The organism is Candidatus Rhodobacter oscarellae, assembly GCF_001078595.1.
Taxonomy (GTDB): domain Bacteria; phylum Pseudomonadota; class Alphaproteobacteria; order Rhodobacterales; family Rhodobacteraceae; genus Rhodobacter_B; species Rhodobacter_B oscarellae.
On sequence record NZ_LFTY01000002.1, the window covers coordinates 1,170,301 to 1,186,102 of the forward strand.

Below are 15,802 nucleotides of genomic sequence, written 5' to 3' on the forward strand. Positions count from 1 at the left end.
CGCTCGCGCTCTGCTGATGCGATTGTGATTGGCGGCGTGAGAAGGTCGGGTCCTATGCTCTGCTTCGAACCTGATCTTGAAAGGCCCCGAAATGGCAACTGCACCCGGCTCCGCTTTCCGTTCGACTCTATTGGCTTCGGCCGCCGCGCTGGCGCTGCTCTGGCCCGGGCTGGCCCAGGCCCAGGACAAGACGCCCGTGTCCGATCACGTGATCGCGGAGTTCGGCGCGCCGCCGCCGATCCCAACCGGGCCGCTGTCGGAAAGCCTGGCCTTCGCCGTCGAGCAGGTCTTTGTCGTCAGCATGCAGGACGGCACCTGGGGCCGCGACCAGCGGCTTGCGCTGGATGAGATCGCCGCCGCCAAGGACCCGCGCCTGGCCTGGCTCTTGGCGGATATGATGCGCTTTGTCTCGGACCAGGGGCTGCATTTCGAGCTTGGGGCGCTTGCCGCCGAGCTTTTGGGGGCGGATTTCGACGGTCAGGACCATTGGGGTGCGGTCACCGACCACCTGATCGCCTGGGACGTGCCCGCGCCGCCGGACTACCTGCGGGCCAAGCGGGCGATCTTCACCGGGGTGGTGCCCGGCTGGGACAAGATCTTTGTCGAGGGCGATATCGACTGGCGCCACGTGTCCTGGGGCGGCGTGCTGATCGACGACCGGCCCTATGACAAGACCGACGCGTTGTGCAACTGCATCCCGGCGGCGGACAACCCCGAGGTCTCGACCGCGCAGGAGGCCGATTGGCTGGACGATGACGACATCGTGTTCGGGGTCGAGGTGAATGGCGAGTACCGCGCCTATCCGCGCCAGATCATGGAGGTGCGCGAGATGGTCAACGACACGCTGGGCGGGCGCGACCTTGGCATCCCCTACTGCACGCTCTGCGGCGCCGCGCAGGCCTATTTCACCGATGACGTGCCCGGCGCCGAGCAGCGCCCCGTGCTGCGCACCTCGGGGCTGCTGATCCGCTCCAACAAGGTGATGTATGACCTCGAGACGTCCTCGGTGTTCGACACCTTCCTGGGCAAGGCCGTCACCGGGCCGCTGGCCGAGAAGGGCGTGCAGCTTAAGCAGGCCAGCGTTGTCACCACCGATTGGGGCACCTGGAAAGAGGCGCATCCCGAGACCACGGTGCTGGTCGAGGCGCTGGCCCTGGGCCGCAATTACGACTTCCGCAACGGGCGGGACGCGAGCGGGCCGATCTTCCCGGTGGGCGACGTGGACCCGCGCCTGCCGGTGCAAGAGGACATCATTGGCGTGATCACCGCCTCCGGCGCCCCCGTGGCGTTCCAGCGCAGCAAGGCGTTCCTGGCGCTGCAGGCGGGCAACGAGGTCGGCTTTGAGAATGTGCGGCTGCGCCTTGACGCGGGCGGCATCCGGGCGGTGAGCGCGGACGGCGCGGATCTGGGCAGCCACCAGGCGTTCTGGTTCGCCTGGTCGCAATTCCATCCGGGCACCGCTCTTTGGAATGGCTGAGGGCGCCTTGATGGCCGGTTGACTTTAATGCTCCCTGATCTCTAGAAATGTCCAACATTTTCGGAATCGCGGAACAGAAATGATCTTCTCGGCCAAAAAGTCCGAAGATAGCACCATCGTCGAGCTGCTGGCCCTGTCCCTGCGGCGCGACATCGCCTTTGGCACGCTGCTTCCGGACCAAAAGCTGAAGCTGAACGAGCTGCGCACCCGCTATGGCGGCTCGAACCACTCCATGCGCGAGACGCTGCGCATCCTGACATCGGAGGGGCTGGTCGAGGCCACCGCGCAGCGCGGCTTTCGCGTGACATCGGCCACCGAGGACGACCTGCGCGACATCGCGCTGGTGCGGGTGGAGGTCGAAAAGATCGCGCTCTCGCGCGCCATCGAGCTGGGCGACGTGGCCTGGGAAGGCCGGGTGATGGCCGCGCATCACGCGCTGCAAAAGGCCGAAGCCGCGCTGCGCGACGCGCCCGACGACCTGACCGCGCTGGAATGGGACGAGGCCTGCCGCGCCTTCGCCCTGGCCCTGCTAGAGGCCTGCGACAGCCCGCGCCTGCTGGACACACACGCCAAGTTCTTTGACCAGAGCCGCCGCTTCCGCCTGGCGCTGATGCGCGAGGGCAAGCTGGACTGGGCGGCCCGCAAGGCGCGGCAGAAGGCGCTGCTTGACGCGATCCTGAGCAAGGACAAGGCCCGGGCCATAGAGCTGCTCCAAGCGGACATCGAGGCCGAGCTAAAACCCAAATAGCGATCACCAAGGGAGGAATCATGATGAAACTTAACCGCCGTAAGGCGCTGGCCCTGATGGGCAGCACCGTTGCCGCGTCCGGGCTTGCCGCCCCCGCGCTGGCGATGAACAAGAAGATCAAGGTGGGCGCGCTGCGCTTCACCTCGCATTCCGGCAGCTTCATCGCGCAAGAGCGCGGCTACTTCGCCGATGCGGGCCTGGACGTGGAGTTCGAGTTCTTCCAGGCCGCCCAGCCGATGGCCGTGGCCATTGCCTCCGGCGATGTGGACTATGCGGTCACCGCCGTGTCCGGCGGGCTGGTCAGCCTGGCCCAGAAGGGCGCGATCAAGGTGATCGGCGGCGCGCTGGCCGAGGAAGACGGCATTGACGGGCAGAAATACCTGATCTCCTCGGCGTCCTACGACGCGGGCATCAAGACGCTGAAGGATCTGGACGGCAAGAAATACGCCGTGACGCAGGCCGGCTCGTCCTTCCACTATATGGGGGCAAAGATGGCCGCCGCCGAGGGCATCTCGCTGAGCTTCACGCCGCTGCAGAAGGTCGGCGCGATCATTGGCGCGATGAAATCCGGGCAGGTGGATGGCTGGTCCATCGTGCCGCATATCGCCAAGCCGCTGGCCAAGGCGGGCGCCTGGCACATGGTGGCCAATGTCTCGGACTACATCCCGGGTTACCAGGTCACGACGGTGTTCACCTCGGCCAAGAACGCCGCCGACGAGCGCGGCCTGACCGAGAGCTTCCTGCAGGGCTTCTCGGCCGGTGTCGACGATTACGCCGCGGCGATGATCGACAAGACCGCCGATCAGGACGCGATGGTCGATCTGATCCATAAATATGTCTACACGGATCGCCCGCGCGAGAAGGCGGCGCCCTCGATCATCAACGGCACGATGCGCCTCAACAGCGGCGCGGCGCTCAACATTGCCTCGATCCAGGATCAGCTGAGCTGGTTCCAGTCCGAGGGCCTGGTGGATGCCGATATTAGCATCGACCAACTGGTCGACCGCTCTTACGTCGACATCATCGGCGCATGATCGCAACGATCGTAGGATGGGTTTTAAACCCATCCTACCCTTAAGTCTAAGTTCGGGGCAGACATGGATATTCGGCTCGACGCGATCAGCCATTCCTATGACGATTTCGAGGTGATGCGCGACATCAGCCTCGACATCTCCAGCGGGCAGATCGTCTGCATCGTCGGGCCCTCGGGCTGCGGCAAGTCCACGCTGCTGCGCTTCATCGGCGGGCTGGAGCGGCCCTCGCGGGGGCGGGTCCTGCAGCTGAGCGAGCCGCCAGAGGGCTGCCTGAACCCGCTGACCTATATCTTCCAGGACTTCGCCCTGCTGCCCTGGCGCAGCGTGTCGGGCAATATCTCGTTGGTGCTGGACGACCACGGCATTCGCGGCAAGGCCGCCCAGGGCATCATCGACGACGTGCTGGCGCGCACCAAGCTGACCGATTTCGCCAAGGCGCTGCCCAAGCAGCTCTCGGGCGGCATGAAGCAGCGCGTGGCCATCGCGCGGGCGCTGGCGGTGAACCCGGCGGTGATGCTGATGGACGAGCCGCTCTCGGCGCTGGACAGCCAGACCCGCGAGCTTTTGATGGATGACCTGGTCGAGCTATGGTCCCGCCAGCCCTTCACGGCGGTCTATGTCACCCATAACCTGGCCGAGGCCGTGCGGCTGGGGCACCGCGTTGTGGTGCTGTCGCGCCGGCCCGGGCAGATCCGCGAGGTCGTCGAGATCGACAAGCCCCTGGCCGAGCGCGAATTCGGCGACGCCGATCTGGACCGCGCGCAAAAGCACCTTTGGCAGTTGATGCGCGACGAGGCCCGCGCGGCGGATGCGGAGTTGATCAATGTCTGACATGAGCCGCGGCAAAACGGTGGCCTTTCGCGGTGGCGGCTTTGCGCCGAAGCCGCAGCGCTGGATCGGCGTCTTCGTCTTCGTGACCCTGATCCTACTGGCCGAGTGGGGCACGCGCAGCGGTTGGATCACGGCGCTGACATTGCCCAAGCCCTCGGACGTCTTCGACACGTTCCGAGAGCTCTACGAAAGCGGGCTGCTGTTTAAGCACCTTGGCCCGTCGCTGTCGCGGCTGGTGGTGGGGGCCGCCATCGGGGCCAGCGTGGGCATCAGCGTGGGCGTGCTGATCGGGCTGTTCTCTTACATCCGCTCGGGGCTGGTGCCCCTGGTGGCGGCCATATTCCCGATCCCCAAGATCGCGCTGCTGCCGCTCTTTGTGATCTGGTTCGGCATCGGCGAGGGCTCGAAATACGCGCTGATCGCCTTTGGCACCTTCACGCCCACGGTGGTGGCGACCTATGGCGCGGTGGACAATGTGGACCGGACCCTGATCCGCATGGGGCAGAGCTTTGGCCTGTCCTGGTGGTCCATCGTGCGCAAGATCGTACTGCCGGGCGCGATGCCGGGGATCCTGTCGGGGCTGCGGATCTCGCTGGCGATCGCGATCATCCTGCTGGTGGCCGCCGAGATGCTGGGCGCGCAATACGGGATCGGGGCATACATCCTGGAGGCCGGGTCGCTTTACGACCTGGAACGGCTCTTCGCCGGGGTGGTGATCCTGTCGCTTCTGGGGGTCTTCGTGAGCTTCATCATCGGGATGATCGAGCGCCGATTGCTGGGCTGGCGCAGCTGACGGGCGCGGCTAAGCCGCGGAGCAGTATTGCTCAACAAGCCCCAGAAGCTCGCCCGCGGTAATCGGTTTCACGATGAAGCCGTCCATGCCCAGATCGCTCACCACCGATTTGTCATGGTAGCGCTCGTCTGCGGTGACGGCGATGATGGCCACGTTGCGGGGCGGGTCGTTGGGCTCTTCGCGGATAATGCGGGTGGCATCGACACCGGAGAGCTTGGGCATGTGGATGTCCATCAGGACCAGCCCATAATCGTCGGGGAATTGCCTGATCTGGTCACAGCCTTCGTAGCCGTTAATCGCGATATCCACGTCCACTTCCAGAGTGGCGATGATCTCTCTCATCATGAAACGGGTGAAGGCGTCATCCTCGACAAGCAGGATTTTCTTTTTGTCTGGCATATCTTAGCCACCCCGTTGAAAGTTAAATGGCAACTTTAGCGTGAATTTTGCCATGTAACAACTGTCTTTAGGTAAAGCGCTGATCCCGAGCGTCGCCCCCATTAGGTCTGCGAGCTCCCGGCTGATGGTCAAACCAAGGCCCGAGCCGGTGTTCTCCCGGGTCTCGCTGCTGTCGATTTGCACGAACCGGTCAAAGATCGTCGCGCGCTGGTGGTCAGCGATGCCGCAGCCGGTATCGGATATCGAAATCGCCAACTGGTCGGAGCCGTCCTGACCCGTGGCCGCATCCAGGCCGATGCGAATATCGACCTTGCCCTTCTCGGTGAACTTAAGCGCGTTGTCGGTCAGGTTGTTCACGATCTGGGTGACCCGCCTGGCGTCCAGGTGCCAAAATTCCGGCATGCCGTCGGCGATATCCAACGAGATCTCGATGGGCTTGCCCAGGCGGTGCAGCGTGGCGATGGCGGTTTGCAACCATTGCTCCGTCAAGGGCTGCAGCGCCTCTTTCTGGATTTTGACATCGACGGAGTCGGCCTCCATCCGCGAGATCTCCAGCACGTTTATCAGCTGCGACAGAAGGTGATGCGATGCGTTGAGGCCGACCTCGGCCTGCTTCTTTTGGCGCTCTGGCGCATCGGACATCTGAATGAGTTGGAACAGGCCAATGATGGCGTTCAGCGGCGTGCGGACCTCGTGGCTCATGTTGGCGAGGAAGACCTTGCGGACTTCGAACGCCTTTTGCGCCTCTGCCTCCGCCCGTTCTCGCACGACGATCTCGGATCGCAGATCGGCGATCTTCTCGGCCAGCCTGTGCCGGTACTGATTGAGCGCCGTGGCGATGTTGTCCAGATCGTCCGTTGTATGTTTGGGCGGGCGGGCGAGGCGCAGATCGCATGGCCCGGCCTCGGAAGCCGCACGCGCGATGTACCGCGTGATCGCTTTGAGATGCCGCGTCACGAGGAGATAGAAAAGGACGAGCATCAAGCTTGCGCTGATATAGGCTTTGATCAAGTTCGACGCTAGGAGCGTCCAGAACTGCGCCCAAATCAGGCTGTTGACTTCGTCGAGCGTCAAGAAGGCCGTGAGCTTGCCAACAACGATTTCTTGCCCGTATTGATCGACATGAATCAATGTGTAGAGGTTCTCTAGATCAAACCTCGCGCCTTCGCCCCGCTGCCAGGTTTGTCCCGATGGAATGCTCAGCGTCAGCGTGGCGACGGCGTCATTTGCGAATATGCCGTCCAGGATGACGTCGACCTGACCGAAATCGAACTTCCACAGGGCTTTCTCTAGCGGAGAGGCGAGCGCCTCTTCGATCTGGTCAAAGATCGCCGAGACGTCTTCGCGTTGGCGCTGGTAACTATGCGATAGCTGGATGCCTGCGGCGATGGTGGACAGAACCGTGCTAATCAGCAGCGAGTAGACCACCAAGCGCCGACCAAGCGGATCGCCGAAGGCCCGTTTGATCCAGTTCGTGTTCACCCGCCGGTATGCACGGCGAGCAACTGATCAAGAGAGCCGTCCGCCCGCATCTCGCCCAGCACCCGGTTGAAATCTGCGATGATCGCGTCGCGGTTCTCGACAGAGTTCCCGACCGCCATGTGGATGTCTTGGGAGGCCAGAACGCCCGGTTGGAGTGCTATCCTCTGCGCCAGCGATGGATCATGGTTGCGAAAGGAATAATTGATCACATCCTCGCTATCCAACGTCAAATCCACCCGACCGTCCGCGAGCATGCGCATGGCTTGCAGGGTCGTCGTCACCTCGACCTTGTTGAGGTAGTCGGCTTGATCAAACTCGTCCTGATAAAGGAACCCAGTCCCGACGGCGATGGAGTAGGGCCGGAGGTCCTCAACGCTTGTATAGGCGATAACGGACCCGGTCTGCGCCACCAGCCGCACATCCGTCGAGAAAAACGGCTCTGCATAGGTCACAAACTCTGTCATTTCAGGGTCAAAGAACAGGCTGCCGACAATCTCGATATCCTGCTCTGTCGCCATGCTCATAATGCGGGCCCATGGCAGAACGGACGTGCGCACCTCGTATCCCGCGCGGGTCAAGATCGTCGAGATGACATCAAGGGAGATGCCCTTGTTGGGCAGGGCCTCGCCCGAGAATGGCGGCCATTCGTCCGCGACGACTGTCAGCGTTCTTTGATCGGCAAGCGCGGGGGAGGCGCCCCAAAGAAGGGCAGTTATCGCGCAGATATGGGCCAGTTTCTTCATGTGCTTGTCCCCCGATGTGCAAAGGCGCAAGCAGACGACATGCGCCTTTCCGGAATTGACCGGTTTATATGCGCGATCATGGCTTTGAGTTCGAAGAAATCGACCGGTTTGCGCAGAACCCAGGACGCGTTTCGAGACAGTCTGAACAGCTCGGCGTTTGGAAATCGGTTGCTGCCGGTCATGTAAATGACCTCGGCCCTGGGCAAGCGATACCCCGCAAGATCCGCAATCTGAGTGGAGAGTTCATCGCCGATCATAAGATCCAGCAAAAGCAGATCGAAATGCTCGGTCTCCATCAGCTTGGCCGCTTCCAGGATATTGGCGGCGGCGTGGGCCCTATGGTTTTCGTCTTCCAAGACTTGGGTCAATGCGAAACGAAGAGCCGGGTCATCCTCCAGCAGCAGGATATTCATAACTTGCTCCGACTCGCCAACAGTTAAAAATGGGTAAACGTCGCTGGTTAAAAATTGGTTAACCCACCGTGCGGTCAGCGCCGGAGCGCAACACAAACAGGCAGGTTCCAGCGCATCCCCTGGCACCGGCGCGACGACACGATGACGACCCAAAAGAGCGCCCGGCCTTGATCGCGGGCGCGCAGGGCCGAATGCGGTGATCTAGGTTCTTCGCCGCGCGCTAGTGGGCGGTGCCGTCCAGCTGGGCCAGGGGGCCGAGCGCCTCAATCAGCGGCGCAAGCTCCTCTCTGTAATGCTCCCAGCGGGCCACGGCGCGGGTGTAGATCGGCTCGCGGACCTGCGCCATCGAGGCGGTGTTCACCTGGTGCGTGGACGCCTTGTGATCAAGCACCTCATCGGCCCATTCCAGCCCCACGAAGTCAAGCAGGCCGCGCATGCTGGCCTCGGCGTCCTGCACGATCCCCTCATAGGGCACCTCGCGCGCCGCGTCCGGCAGGCGGTCGGCCCAAAGCGTCGCATCGATGTCGAAGGTCTTATAGGCGATGGCGAGGTTCTGAAACTTGCTCGCGAAAGGCTGGTTCTGCCCGAAATGCTGCATGTAATTCGAGAACAGGCAGCCCAGCGGGTGCCGCCGCATGATCAGGAACTTTGCGCGGGGCAGGGCCAGCGACAAGAGCCCGATATTGCGGTGGTTCGCGGGCATCTTGTCGGTGAAATATTGCGCCCGAATGCCCTCGGCGCGCACCGCTGCGACGTAATCCTCGCCCAAACGGCTGAAATCGTCGGCGGTGATCTCTTCGTCGGGGATTTTCTCTTCCAGCGCGTCGCGAATGCTTTGGTTGCGCTGCAGCGCCTGAAGCGCGGCGGACATCTCGCCGCCGGGTTGCACCTTGGGGTGGCGCGAGAACATCTGTTCGGTCAGCGTGGTGCCAGAGCGCGGCATGCCGCAGATGAAGATCGGCGCCACGGTGTCGACGCCGCCACCGCTGCAGCGCTTGATTAGGGCGGGGGCGCAGAATTCGCGCATGCGGTCGGCGCGGGCGACATATTGCTCGGCATCAAAGGGGAATTGCTCGGCCGTCAGCTCGTTGGCCTTGTGGAAGTAATCGAAGGCCTGCTTGTAGTCGCCCATGTCGTCAAAGGCCTTGCCCGCGGCATAGTAGAGCGCCGCGCGCGGCTCGTCGCCGGTTTTTTCCGCCCGCTGCAGGAAGTCCTGCAGCAGCTTGAACTCTGGCGAGTCTTCTTTGGTCTTGCGCACGTGGATCAGGCGCGACAGCGCGGCCAGCCCGACCGGCGGGCGGCGGGCGGCAAACATAAGCGCCTGCACCGCGTCATCCGTGCGCCCGGCGGCGGCCAGCGCGTTGCCCAGATGCAGATAGGGCTCGCCCGCCTTGGGGGCCAGCTCGATGGCGCGCCGGGCGTGATATTCGGCGGTGTCATGGCGCTCGCGGCGGAACAGCGCCGCCGATAGGCGCGTGTGAATGTCGGCGCCTAAGGGGTTGATCGACAACGCCTTGAAGAGGATATCTACGGCGGGTCCGAAGTGGTTCGTCTCCATATAAGCAACGCCAAGATTGGTATGCGCATCCAAAAGGTTGCTGTCCAGCTCGACGGCCTTCTTGAGGTTGGCAATGGCCTTGCGGTAATCCTTGTTCAGGACCTGGGCCGCGCCCAGATTGCCGCGCGCGATGGCATAGTTCGGCGCCACGTCCACCGCGGACTGGAAATGCAGGAGCGCCTCGTCCAGCTTGCCCTTACTGGCCAGCTGCGCGCCGTAGTCGCACAGCATGATCGGATCGTCGGGGGAGGCCTCAAGCGCCCGCTCCATCAGGGCCTGCCCGGTCTCGTCATCGCCTTGCCCGATCGCGGTAAGACCCTGATAATGCACCAGGATAGGGCGGTCGCCATATTCCTCGATAAGGGTCTCTAGGAGCGCGCCGGATTCCGTCCAGCGCTGCGCCACTTGGTGCTGGAGCACCCGCATAAGCTCTTCGCGAATCTTTTCATGTTCTTCGGGGGCGTTTGCCCCGTTCAGCGCGTCGTTCATTTTTGGAAATCCCCTCGCGCCCCCGGGGCGCTGACCAGCGTTTAAGTATTCATTCAGCGGAACGCGCGCACAGGTTAACTGACAATTTTCCGAGGGATTATGAACTCTTTAACAATGCCGTCAAGCCGCGCCTTGCAGCAGCGCCAAGTAATCGGCCTGGGTCAATGGGCGCGGGTTGGTTTGGGACAGGCGGTCCTGGCTGGCCTTGCGCGCCATCTCAGGCAGCACAGCGGCGTCAACGCCCAGCGCGCCAAGCGTGCCGGGCAGGCCCAGCTGCGCGACCAGATCGCGGGCCCAATCATGCAGCGCCGCGCTCGGGTGCAATCCAATCGCCGCGCGCAGCTCGGACATGGCGGCGTCGGCGTGGCCCTCGTTGCAGCGCAGCACATGCGGCAGCAGCACGCCGATCAGCGTGCCGTGATGCAGACCCAGCGCGCCCAGCGGGTTGGCCATGGCATGCGCCGCGCCCAGGGCCTTTTGCAGGCACATGCCGCCCATGAGCGCGGCCATCATCATCTGCCAGCGCGCCTGCCGGTTGCCGCCGTCCTGCACCGCGATGGGCAGCCACTTGGCCGCGCGCCGCACGCAGTCGAGCGCGATGGCGGCGGCGGGCGGGTTCTGCCAGGGGCTGCAGGTTGTCTCGATCCCATGGCTGAGCGCGTCGATGCCCGTGGCGGCGGTCAGCTGCGGCGGCAGGCTGAGCGTCAGTTCGGGATCGCAGATCACCGTGTCTGCGACCATATTGAGGTTCACCGCCACCGATTTGCGGCCGTCCAGCAGGGACATCACGCAGGCGCGCCCGACCTCGGCCCCGGTGCCGGCGGCCGTGGGGATGGCGATCTGCGGCGAGACCTTACCGATCCCCTCAGAACCGCCCGTCTTGACGCCATAGTCCGCCAGCGCGCCGCCATGGCTGGTCAGCAGCGCCACCGCCTTGGCCAGATCAATCGCCGAGCCGCCGCCCAGCGCGATCACCCCGTCACAGCCCCTGTCGCGCCAGAGCTCCAGGCAGTCCAGCAGCGCCGCCTCGGTCGGGTTCTCAGGCGTTGCGTCATAGAGCACCGGCGCGAATGGCTTGGCCGCATCCAGGGCGCGCGTCAGGATGCCCGCGGCGGCAATGCCCTTATCCGTGACCAGCAGCGGGCGCCGGATCCCAAGCCGCGCGATCTCTTCCCCAAGGCCGCTGAGCGCCCCAAAATCAAAGAGGATGCGGGACAGGTACTGGATCAGCGGCACCTATTCGACCTCGTAATAGATGTGCTTGGTCTCGAGGAAGTCATTCATTGCCTCCACGCCGTGCAGCCGCCCGATGCCGCTCTCGCGGTAGCCGCCGGTCTCGACCTCGGCCAGAAGGCGGTTATGGCTGTTCAGCCAGACCGTGCCGAATTTGAGCTTGCGCGCCATGCGCATCGAGACGCCCAGGTCGCGCGTATAGACCGAGGCGGCCAGGCCAAAGCGGGTGGCATTGGCCTTGTGCAGCGCCTCGGCCTCGTCCGAGAACCTCTCGAGCGACGCGATGGGGCCAAAGAGCTCGTCCTGCACCAGATCGTGCTGGATGTCGTCGATCTCGAATATCGAGGGCGTGATGAAATACCCCCTCGCCAGGTCATTGCCGCCCGAGGTGCCGCGCAGCACCATCTGGGCCTCGTCCGCGGCGCGCTGGATGATGCCGAGCAACCGCTGCTGGTTTGGCCTGTCGATGATCGGGCCGAGCTCGGTGCCCGGGGCGCGGGCGTCGCCAGTTACGGTGGCCTCAAACGCATCGCGCAGGCGGGCGCGCATCTCGTCATAGGCGCTGTCCTGCACCAGGATGCGGCTGATGCAGGTGCACATCTGGCCGTTCAGCGCCAGCACGCCGCGCTTGATCTCGGCCACCGCCAGGTCAAGATCGGCATCGCCAAAGACCAGGGCAGGGGCCTTGCCGCCGAGTTCCAGCGAGACATGCTTGATGGTCTGGGCCGCGTTGGCCATGATCACCTTGCCGGTGCGCGAGGACCCGGTGAAGCTGATCACGTCGATCTCGGGATGGGTCGACAGCAGCGTGCCGACCTCGGTGCCATGCTCGTTGACCGAGTTGATCACCCCCTTGGGCAGGGACGCGACCGCGTCAAAGCAGGCCATCACCGCGGCGTTGGTCAGCGGCGTCTGCGGGGCGGGCTTTACCACCACGGCGCAGCCCGCCGCCAGCGCCGGCGCCACCGAGCGCACCAGCAGCGTCACCGGCGCGTTCCAGGGCACGATCACCGAGACGACGCCCGCGGGCTCGCGCGTCATCAGGCTCATCTTGCCCGGCGCGCTCTCGAAGGTGCGGCCAAAGACGTTGCGGGCCACCCCGGCATAGTAGCGCGCCTCGCCGTAGCCCGCCGCGACCTCGTGGCTCGCCTGGGCCAGCACTTTGCCGTTCTCCTGGGACATGAGGTGAGCGATGTCATCCGCCCGGGATTCCAATATGTCGGCGAACTCCAGCAAGACCGCGGCGCGCAAACGCGGGCTGGAGCCCCAATCGGTGCGCTCAAAACCCTCCCGCGCGGCCATGACCGCCTGCGACGCCAGCTCTGCCGAGCCATTGGGCGCCTGGGCGAAGACCGCCCCGTCCGAGGGGTTTTCGACCGCGCGCCTGCCGTTCGGCGCGTCGTCCAGCCACTGCCCGCCAATATAATGCCGCCCGTCCATATGCTTAGCCTCTCATGCGTCTCGTCCGATTGCCCGCGCCAGAATGGATGCGGCGTCGGCACCCGCCATGGGTCCCGCCCAGGCGATGAATTGGTCGGGGCGTACCAGGATCGCCTCGCAGCCATAGGCGTTCCTTGCCGGAAGCCTGACCCGCGTCAGCGGCACGCCTAGCGCGGCGGCCGCCTGGGCAAAGCCATCCGCCCCGGCCTCTGTCGCCGTGAGCAGGGTGAAGCCGAGCCCCAGAGCGTCCCAAAGATCGCCGCCATCCGGCATGGGTTGCGGGGCGAGGTGGTGCCCGGCCCTTGCGGCGAAGCTATGCTTGCCCCGCGCGCCCGAGACCGCGCCCGGCTCGCCCATCACAATCGGCGAGCCCGCGTAATGCGGCAGAAACTCTGTGACGTCGGCATTGCCTCCGCTGGCGCGCTGCGCCCAGGCGGCCTCGAACGCGTCCTTGTTGCGCTCCGGGGCGTAAGCTGCTGAGAAGTCGCGGAAATCCGAGATCATGCGGGTGATGAAAACGCGGTTCACCGATTGAAAGACCGGGTGGCGCTCGGCGCTGTAGCTGTCCAGCAAGCCTGGGCCGGCCCAGCCCTTTAAGGCCGCATCCAGCTTCCAGCCGAGATTGCGCGCGTCCTCAAGCCCGGTATTCACGCCATAGCCGCCATAGGGCGGGTGGCTGTGGCAGGCGTCGCCCGCGATAAAGACGCGCCCGGCGCGGTAGTCGCGCGCGTGGCTGATGCGCAGGTCCCAAAAGCCGATATGCTCGAATTCCAGCGCGAATTCTGCCCCCGCCATGTCATAGAGGAACCGCTTGAAGTCGAAATTGTCCCGCGTGGTGCCCGCGGGCACGGGGGAGTGAAAGAACCAGCCGCCATCCAGGTCCACGCGGCCCAGGAACTGCCAATAGCCGTCCATGGCGGGGTTCATGACGTTGTAGATGGACTTGCCGGGGTAGCGCTCCAGCAGCGCATGCAGCGCGCGCGAGCGAAACACCAAGAGCGCCATCTTGGGCCCCTCGTGGTCGATCTCATTCTCGATGCCGACCAGGCCGCGCGTGGTCGAGCGCGCGCCGTCGCAGCCGACCGCGTAGGGGGCGGTGATGTGGTGGGTCTGGCCGTCACATTCGTAACTTGCGGTCACACCGCTGCCGTCCTGCGCAAGGCCGGTCAGGCGCGCGCCCTCGATAAAGCGCAGCTGGGGCAGCGCGGCGGCGCGGGCGCGCAGCACCGCCTCGGTGCGATACTGCGGCAGGCGCTCGTTCTGGGCGAAGTAATAGGCTCCAACCTTGGAGCGCTGGAACCAGTCGTAGGAATAGTCGCTTAAAAGCTGGCCATAGGTCACCACACCGGCATTGCCGAAGCTGCGCGGGATCGGCGTGGCGGCCTGGATCGCCGCGGTCACGCCCCAGGCGCGGAAATGCTCGCCCGTGCGCTGCGTCAGGTTCTGGCCCTTGGGGATGTCGTGCAGCGCGGAGCTGCGCTCGAGCACCGTGGTCGCCACGCCCCGGATCGCCAGGTCAATCGCAAGGCCCAGCCCCACCGGGCCGCCGCCCGCGATGATCACTTCGGGATCAGGCATGGCTGGGCCCCGGACGCATCTAGCTATCGGTCAAGGTCTTGGCCACGGCGGTCTTCCAGTTGCTGTATTTCGCGTCGCGTGTCTCGGCGTTCATGGCCGGGGTAAAGCGCCGCTCCAGCGCCCAAGTCTCGGCAAAGCCCGCCTGGTCGGGGTAGAGCCCGGCGCGCATGCCCGCCAGCCAGGCGGCCCCCAGCGCGGTTGTCTCGAGGATCTGCGGCCGGTCCACCGGCGCGCCCAGGATGTCGGCCAGGAACTGCATCGTCCAATCGCTGGCGGTCATGCCGCCGTCGACGCGCAGCACGGCCTCGCCATCGCCGCCCATGTCGCGCTGCATCGCCTCCAGCAGGTCGCGGGTCTGGTAGCCGACGCTTTCCAGCGCGGCGCGGGCGAACTCGTTCGGGCCGGTGTTGCGCGCCAGGCCGAACACGGCGCCGCGGCACTCGGCGTCCCAATAGGGCGCGCCCAGCCCGGTGAAGGCCGGCACCAGGATGACATCTTGCGCGGGGTCCGCGGCCTCGGCCATGGCCTGGGTTTCGGACGCCGAGTCAATGACTTGCAGCCCGTCCCTCAACCACTGCACCACGGCGCCCGCAATAAAGATCGAGCCCTCAAGCGCATAGGTCGGCTTGCCGTCCAGCTGGTATCCAATGGTGGTCAGCAGCCGGTTGTTGGAGGCGACGGGCGCCGCGCCGGTGTTCAACAGCGCAAAGCAGCCCGTGCCATAGGTCGATTTCAACATGCCAGGCTGGAAACAGGCGTTGCCAACTGTCGCCGCCTGTTGATCGCCCGCCACGCCCAGGATGGGCGTCTGCCCGCCCAGCAGGTCGGTGACCCCGAAATCGGCGGCGCAGTCCAGCACCTCGGGCAGCATCGACACCGGCACGCCCAGCAGGGCGCAGATCTCGGCGCTCCACGCGCCCTTGTGGATGTCATAGAGCAGCGTGCGCGCGGCGTTGGTGGCGTCGGTCACGTGCCGCGCGCCGCCGGTCATGCGCCAGATCAGATAGCTGTCCACGGTGCCAAAGCAGAGCTCTCCGGCGGCGGCGCGGGCCTGCGCGCCCTCGACATTGTCGAGGATCCATTTGACCTTGGTGCCCGAGAAATAGGGGTCCAGCAGCAGCCCCGTGGCGGCGGTCACCATCGGCTCATGCCCGGCGGCCTTCAGGGCCTGGCAGGTGTCGGAGGTGCGCCGGTCCTGCCAGACGATGGCGTTGTGGATCGGCTGCCCGGTGGCGCGGTCCCAGACCAGGGTGGTCTCGCGCTGGTTGGTGATCCCGATGGCGGCAATGTCGCTGGCGGCAAGATCCGCCTTGGACATCGCGCCCGCGCAGGTCTCGACCACCGTGCGCCAGATGTCCTCGGGGTCATGCTCGACCCAGCCGGAGGCGGGGAAATGCTGGGTGAATTCTTGCTGATCCACGGCCACGATCCGCATCTGCGCGTCAAAGATGATCGCGCGACTCGAGGTCGTTCCCTGGTCGATGGCGAGTATATGGGTCATCAAAGCCTCCGGTTTGGGGGGATCATTTGCGCGTTGTTAACAAAGGGTCAAGCAAACTTGCCAAAAACACCCAGAGAGGGGCA

At 64.8% G+C, this 15,802-nt stretch carries 14 protein-coding genes; 5 read left to right on the forward strand and 9 right to left on the reverse strand.

The window, feature by feature from the left end; all coding sequences use genetic code 11:
- Positions 1-91: 91 nt before the first annotated feature.
- From AIOL_RS10590 to AIOL_RS10610, 5 genes are all read left to right on the forward strand, one after another.
- Complete coding sequence (locus AIOL_RS10590) at positions 92-1,477, forward strand: DUF3179 domain-containing (seleno)protein (protein ID WP_049642947.1); 1,386 nt, start codon at positions 92-94, stop codon at positions 1,475-1,477.
- Positions 1,478-1,556: 79 nt separating this feature from the next.
- Complete coding sequence (locus AIOL_RS10595; protein WP_049642948.1) at positions 1,557-2,225, forward strand: GntR family transcriptional regulator; 669 nt, start codon at positions 1,557-1,559, stop codon at positions 2,223-2,225.
- A 20-nt stretch (positions 2,226-2,245) separates the two neighbouring features.
- Positions 2,246-3,259: an ABC transporter substrate-binding protein gene (locus tag AIOL_RS10600; protein WP_049642949.1), complete on the forward strand. Its 1,014-nt coding sequence runs from the start codon at positions 2,246-2,248 to the stop codon at positions 3,257-3,259.
- A 63-nt stretch (positions 3,260-3,322) separates the two neighbouring features.
- Positions 3,323-4,090, forward strand: a complete 768-nt coding sequence (locus tag AIOL_RS10605) for an ABC transporter ATP-binding protein (RefSeq protein ID WP_049642950.1) — start codon at positions 3,323-3,325, stop codon at positions 4,088-4,090.
- Positions 4,083-4,883: an ABC transporter permease gene (locus AIOL_RS10610; protein WP_049642951.1), complete on the forward strand. Its 801-nt coding sequence runs from the start codon at positions 4,083-4,085 to the stop codon at positions 4,881-4,883. The genes AIOL_RS10605 and AIOL_RS10610 overlap by 8 nt, the downstream gene beginning before the upstream one ends.
- A gap of 9 nt (positions 4,884-4,892) precedes the next feature.
- Here the strand turns inward: AIOL_RS10610 and AIOL_RS10615 are convergent, their stop codons facing one another.
- The 9 genes from AIOL_RS10615 to glpK all read right to left on the reverse strand — a co-directional run bounded on the left by AIOL_RS10615 (position 4,893) and on the right by glpK (position 15,719).
- Positions 4,893-5,282 (reverse strand): response regulator, encoded by a 390-nt coding sequence (locus AIOL_RS10615; RefSeq protein WP_049642952.1) that lies wholly within the window; start codon positions 5,280-5,282, stop codon positions 4,893-4,895.
- Positions 5,283-5,285: 3 nt separating this feature from the next.
- The gene (locus AIOL_RS10620) at positions 5,286-6,764 is read right to left on the reverse strand and encodes an ATP-binding protein (RefSeq protein WP_049642953.1); all 1,479 of its coding nucleotides are present in this window, start codon (positions 6,762-6,764) and stop codon (positions 5,286-5,288) included.
- Positions 6,761-7,507 (reverse strand): substrate-binding periplasmic protein, encoded by a 747-nt coding sequence (locus tag AIOL_RS10625; protein WP_049642954.1) that lies wholly within the window; start codon positions 7,505-7,507, stop codon positions 6,761-6,763. The genes AIOL_RS10620 and AIOL_RS10625 overlap by 4 nt, the downstream gene beginning before the upstream one ends.
- A complete protein-coding gene (locus AIOL_RS10630) occupies positions 7,504-7,920 on the reverse strand; it encodes a response regulator (protein ID WP_049642955.1) in 417 nt (138 codons plus the stop codon). The genes AIOL_RS10625 and AIOL_RS10630 overlap by 4 nt, the downstream gene beginning before the upstream one ends.
- Positions 7,921-8,140: 220 nt before the next feature.
- Complete coding sequence (locus AIOL_RS10635) at positions 8,141-9,967, reverse strand: tetratricopeptide repeat-containing sulfotransferase family protein (protein ID WP_049642956.1); 1,827 nt, start codon at positions 9,965-9,967, stop codon at positions 8,141-8,143.
- A 120-nt stretch (positions 9,968-10,087) separates the two neighbouring features.
- Positions 10,088-11,203, reverse strand: coding sequence for an iron-containing alcohol dehydrogenase (locus AIOL_RS10640; protein ID WP_049642957.1), 1,116 nt, complete (start codon positions 11,201-11,203; stop codon positions 10,088-10,090).
- Positions 11,204-12,640, reverse strand: coding sequence for an aldehyde dehydrogenase family protein (locus AIOL_RS10645; RefSeq protein WP_049642958.1), 1,437 nt, complete (start codon positions 12,638-12,640; stop codon positions 11,204-11,206).
- A 12-nt stretch (positions 12,641-12,652) separates the two neighbouring features.
- The gene (locus AIOL_RS10650) at positions 12,653-14,218 is read right to left on the reverse strand and encodes an FAD-dependent monooxygenase (protein WP_049642959.1); all 1,566 of its coding nucleotides are present in this window, start codon (positions 14,216-14,218) and stop codon (positions 12,653-12,655) included.
- A 19-nt stretch (positions 14,219-14,237) separates the two neighbouring features.
- Positions 14,238-15,719, reverse strand: coding sequence for a glycerol kinase GlpK (gene glpK / locus AIOL_RS10655; RefSeq protein WP_049642960.1), 1,482 nt, complete (start codon positions 15,717-15,719; stop codon positions 14,238-14,240).
- Positions 15,720-15,802 lie beyond the last annotated feature (83 nt).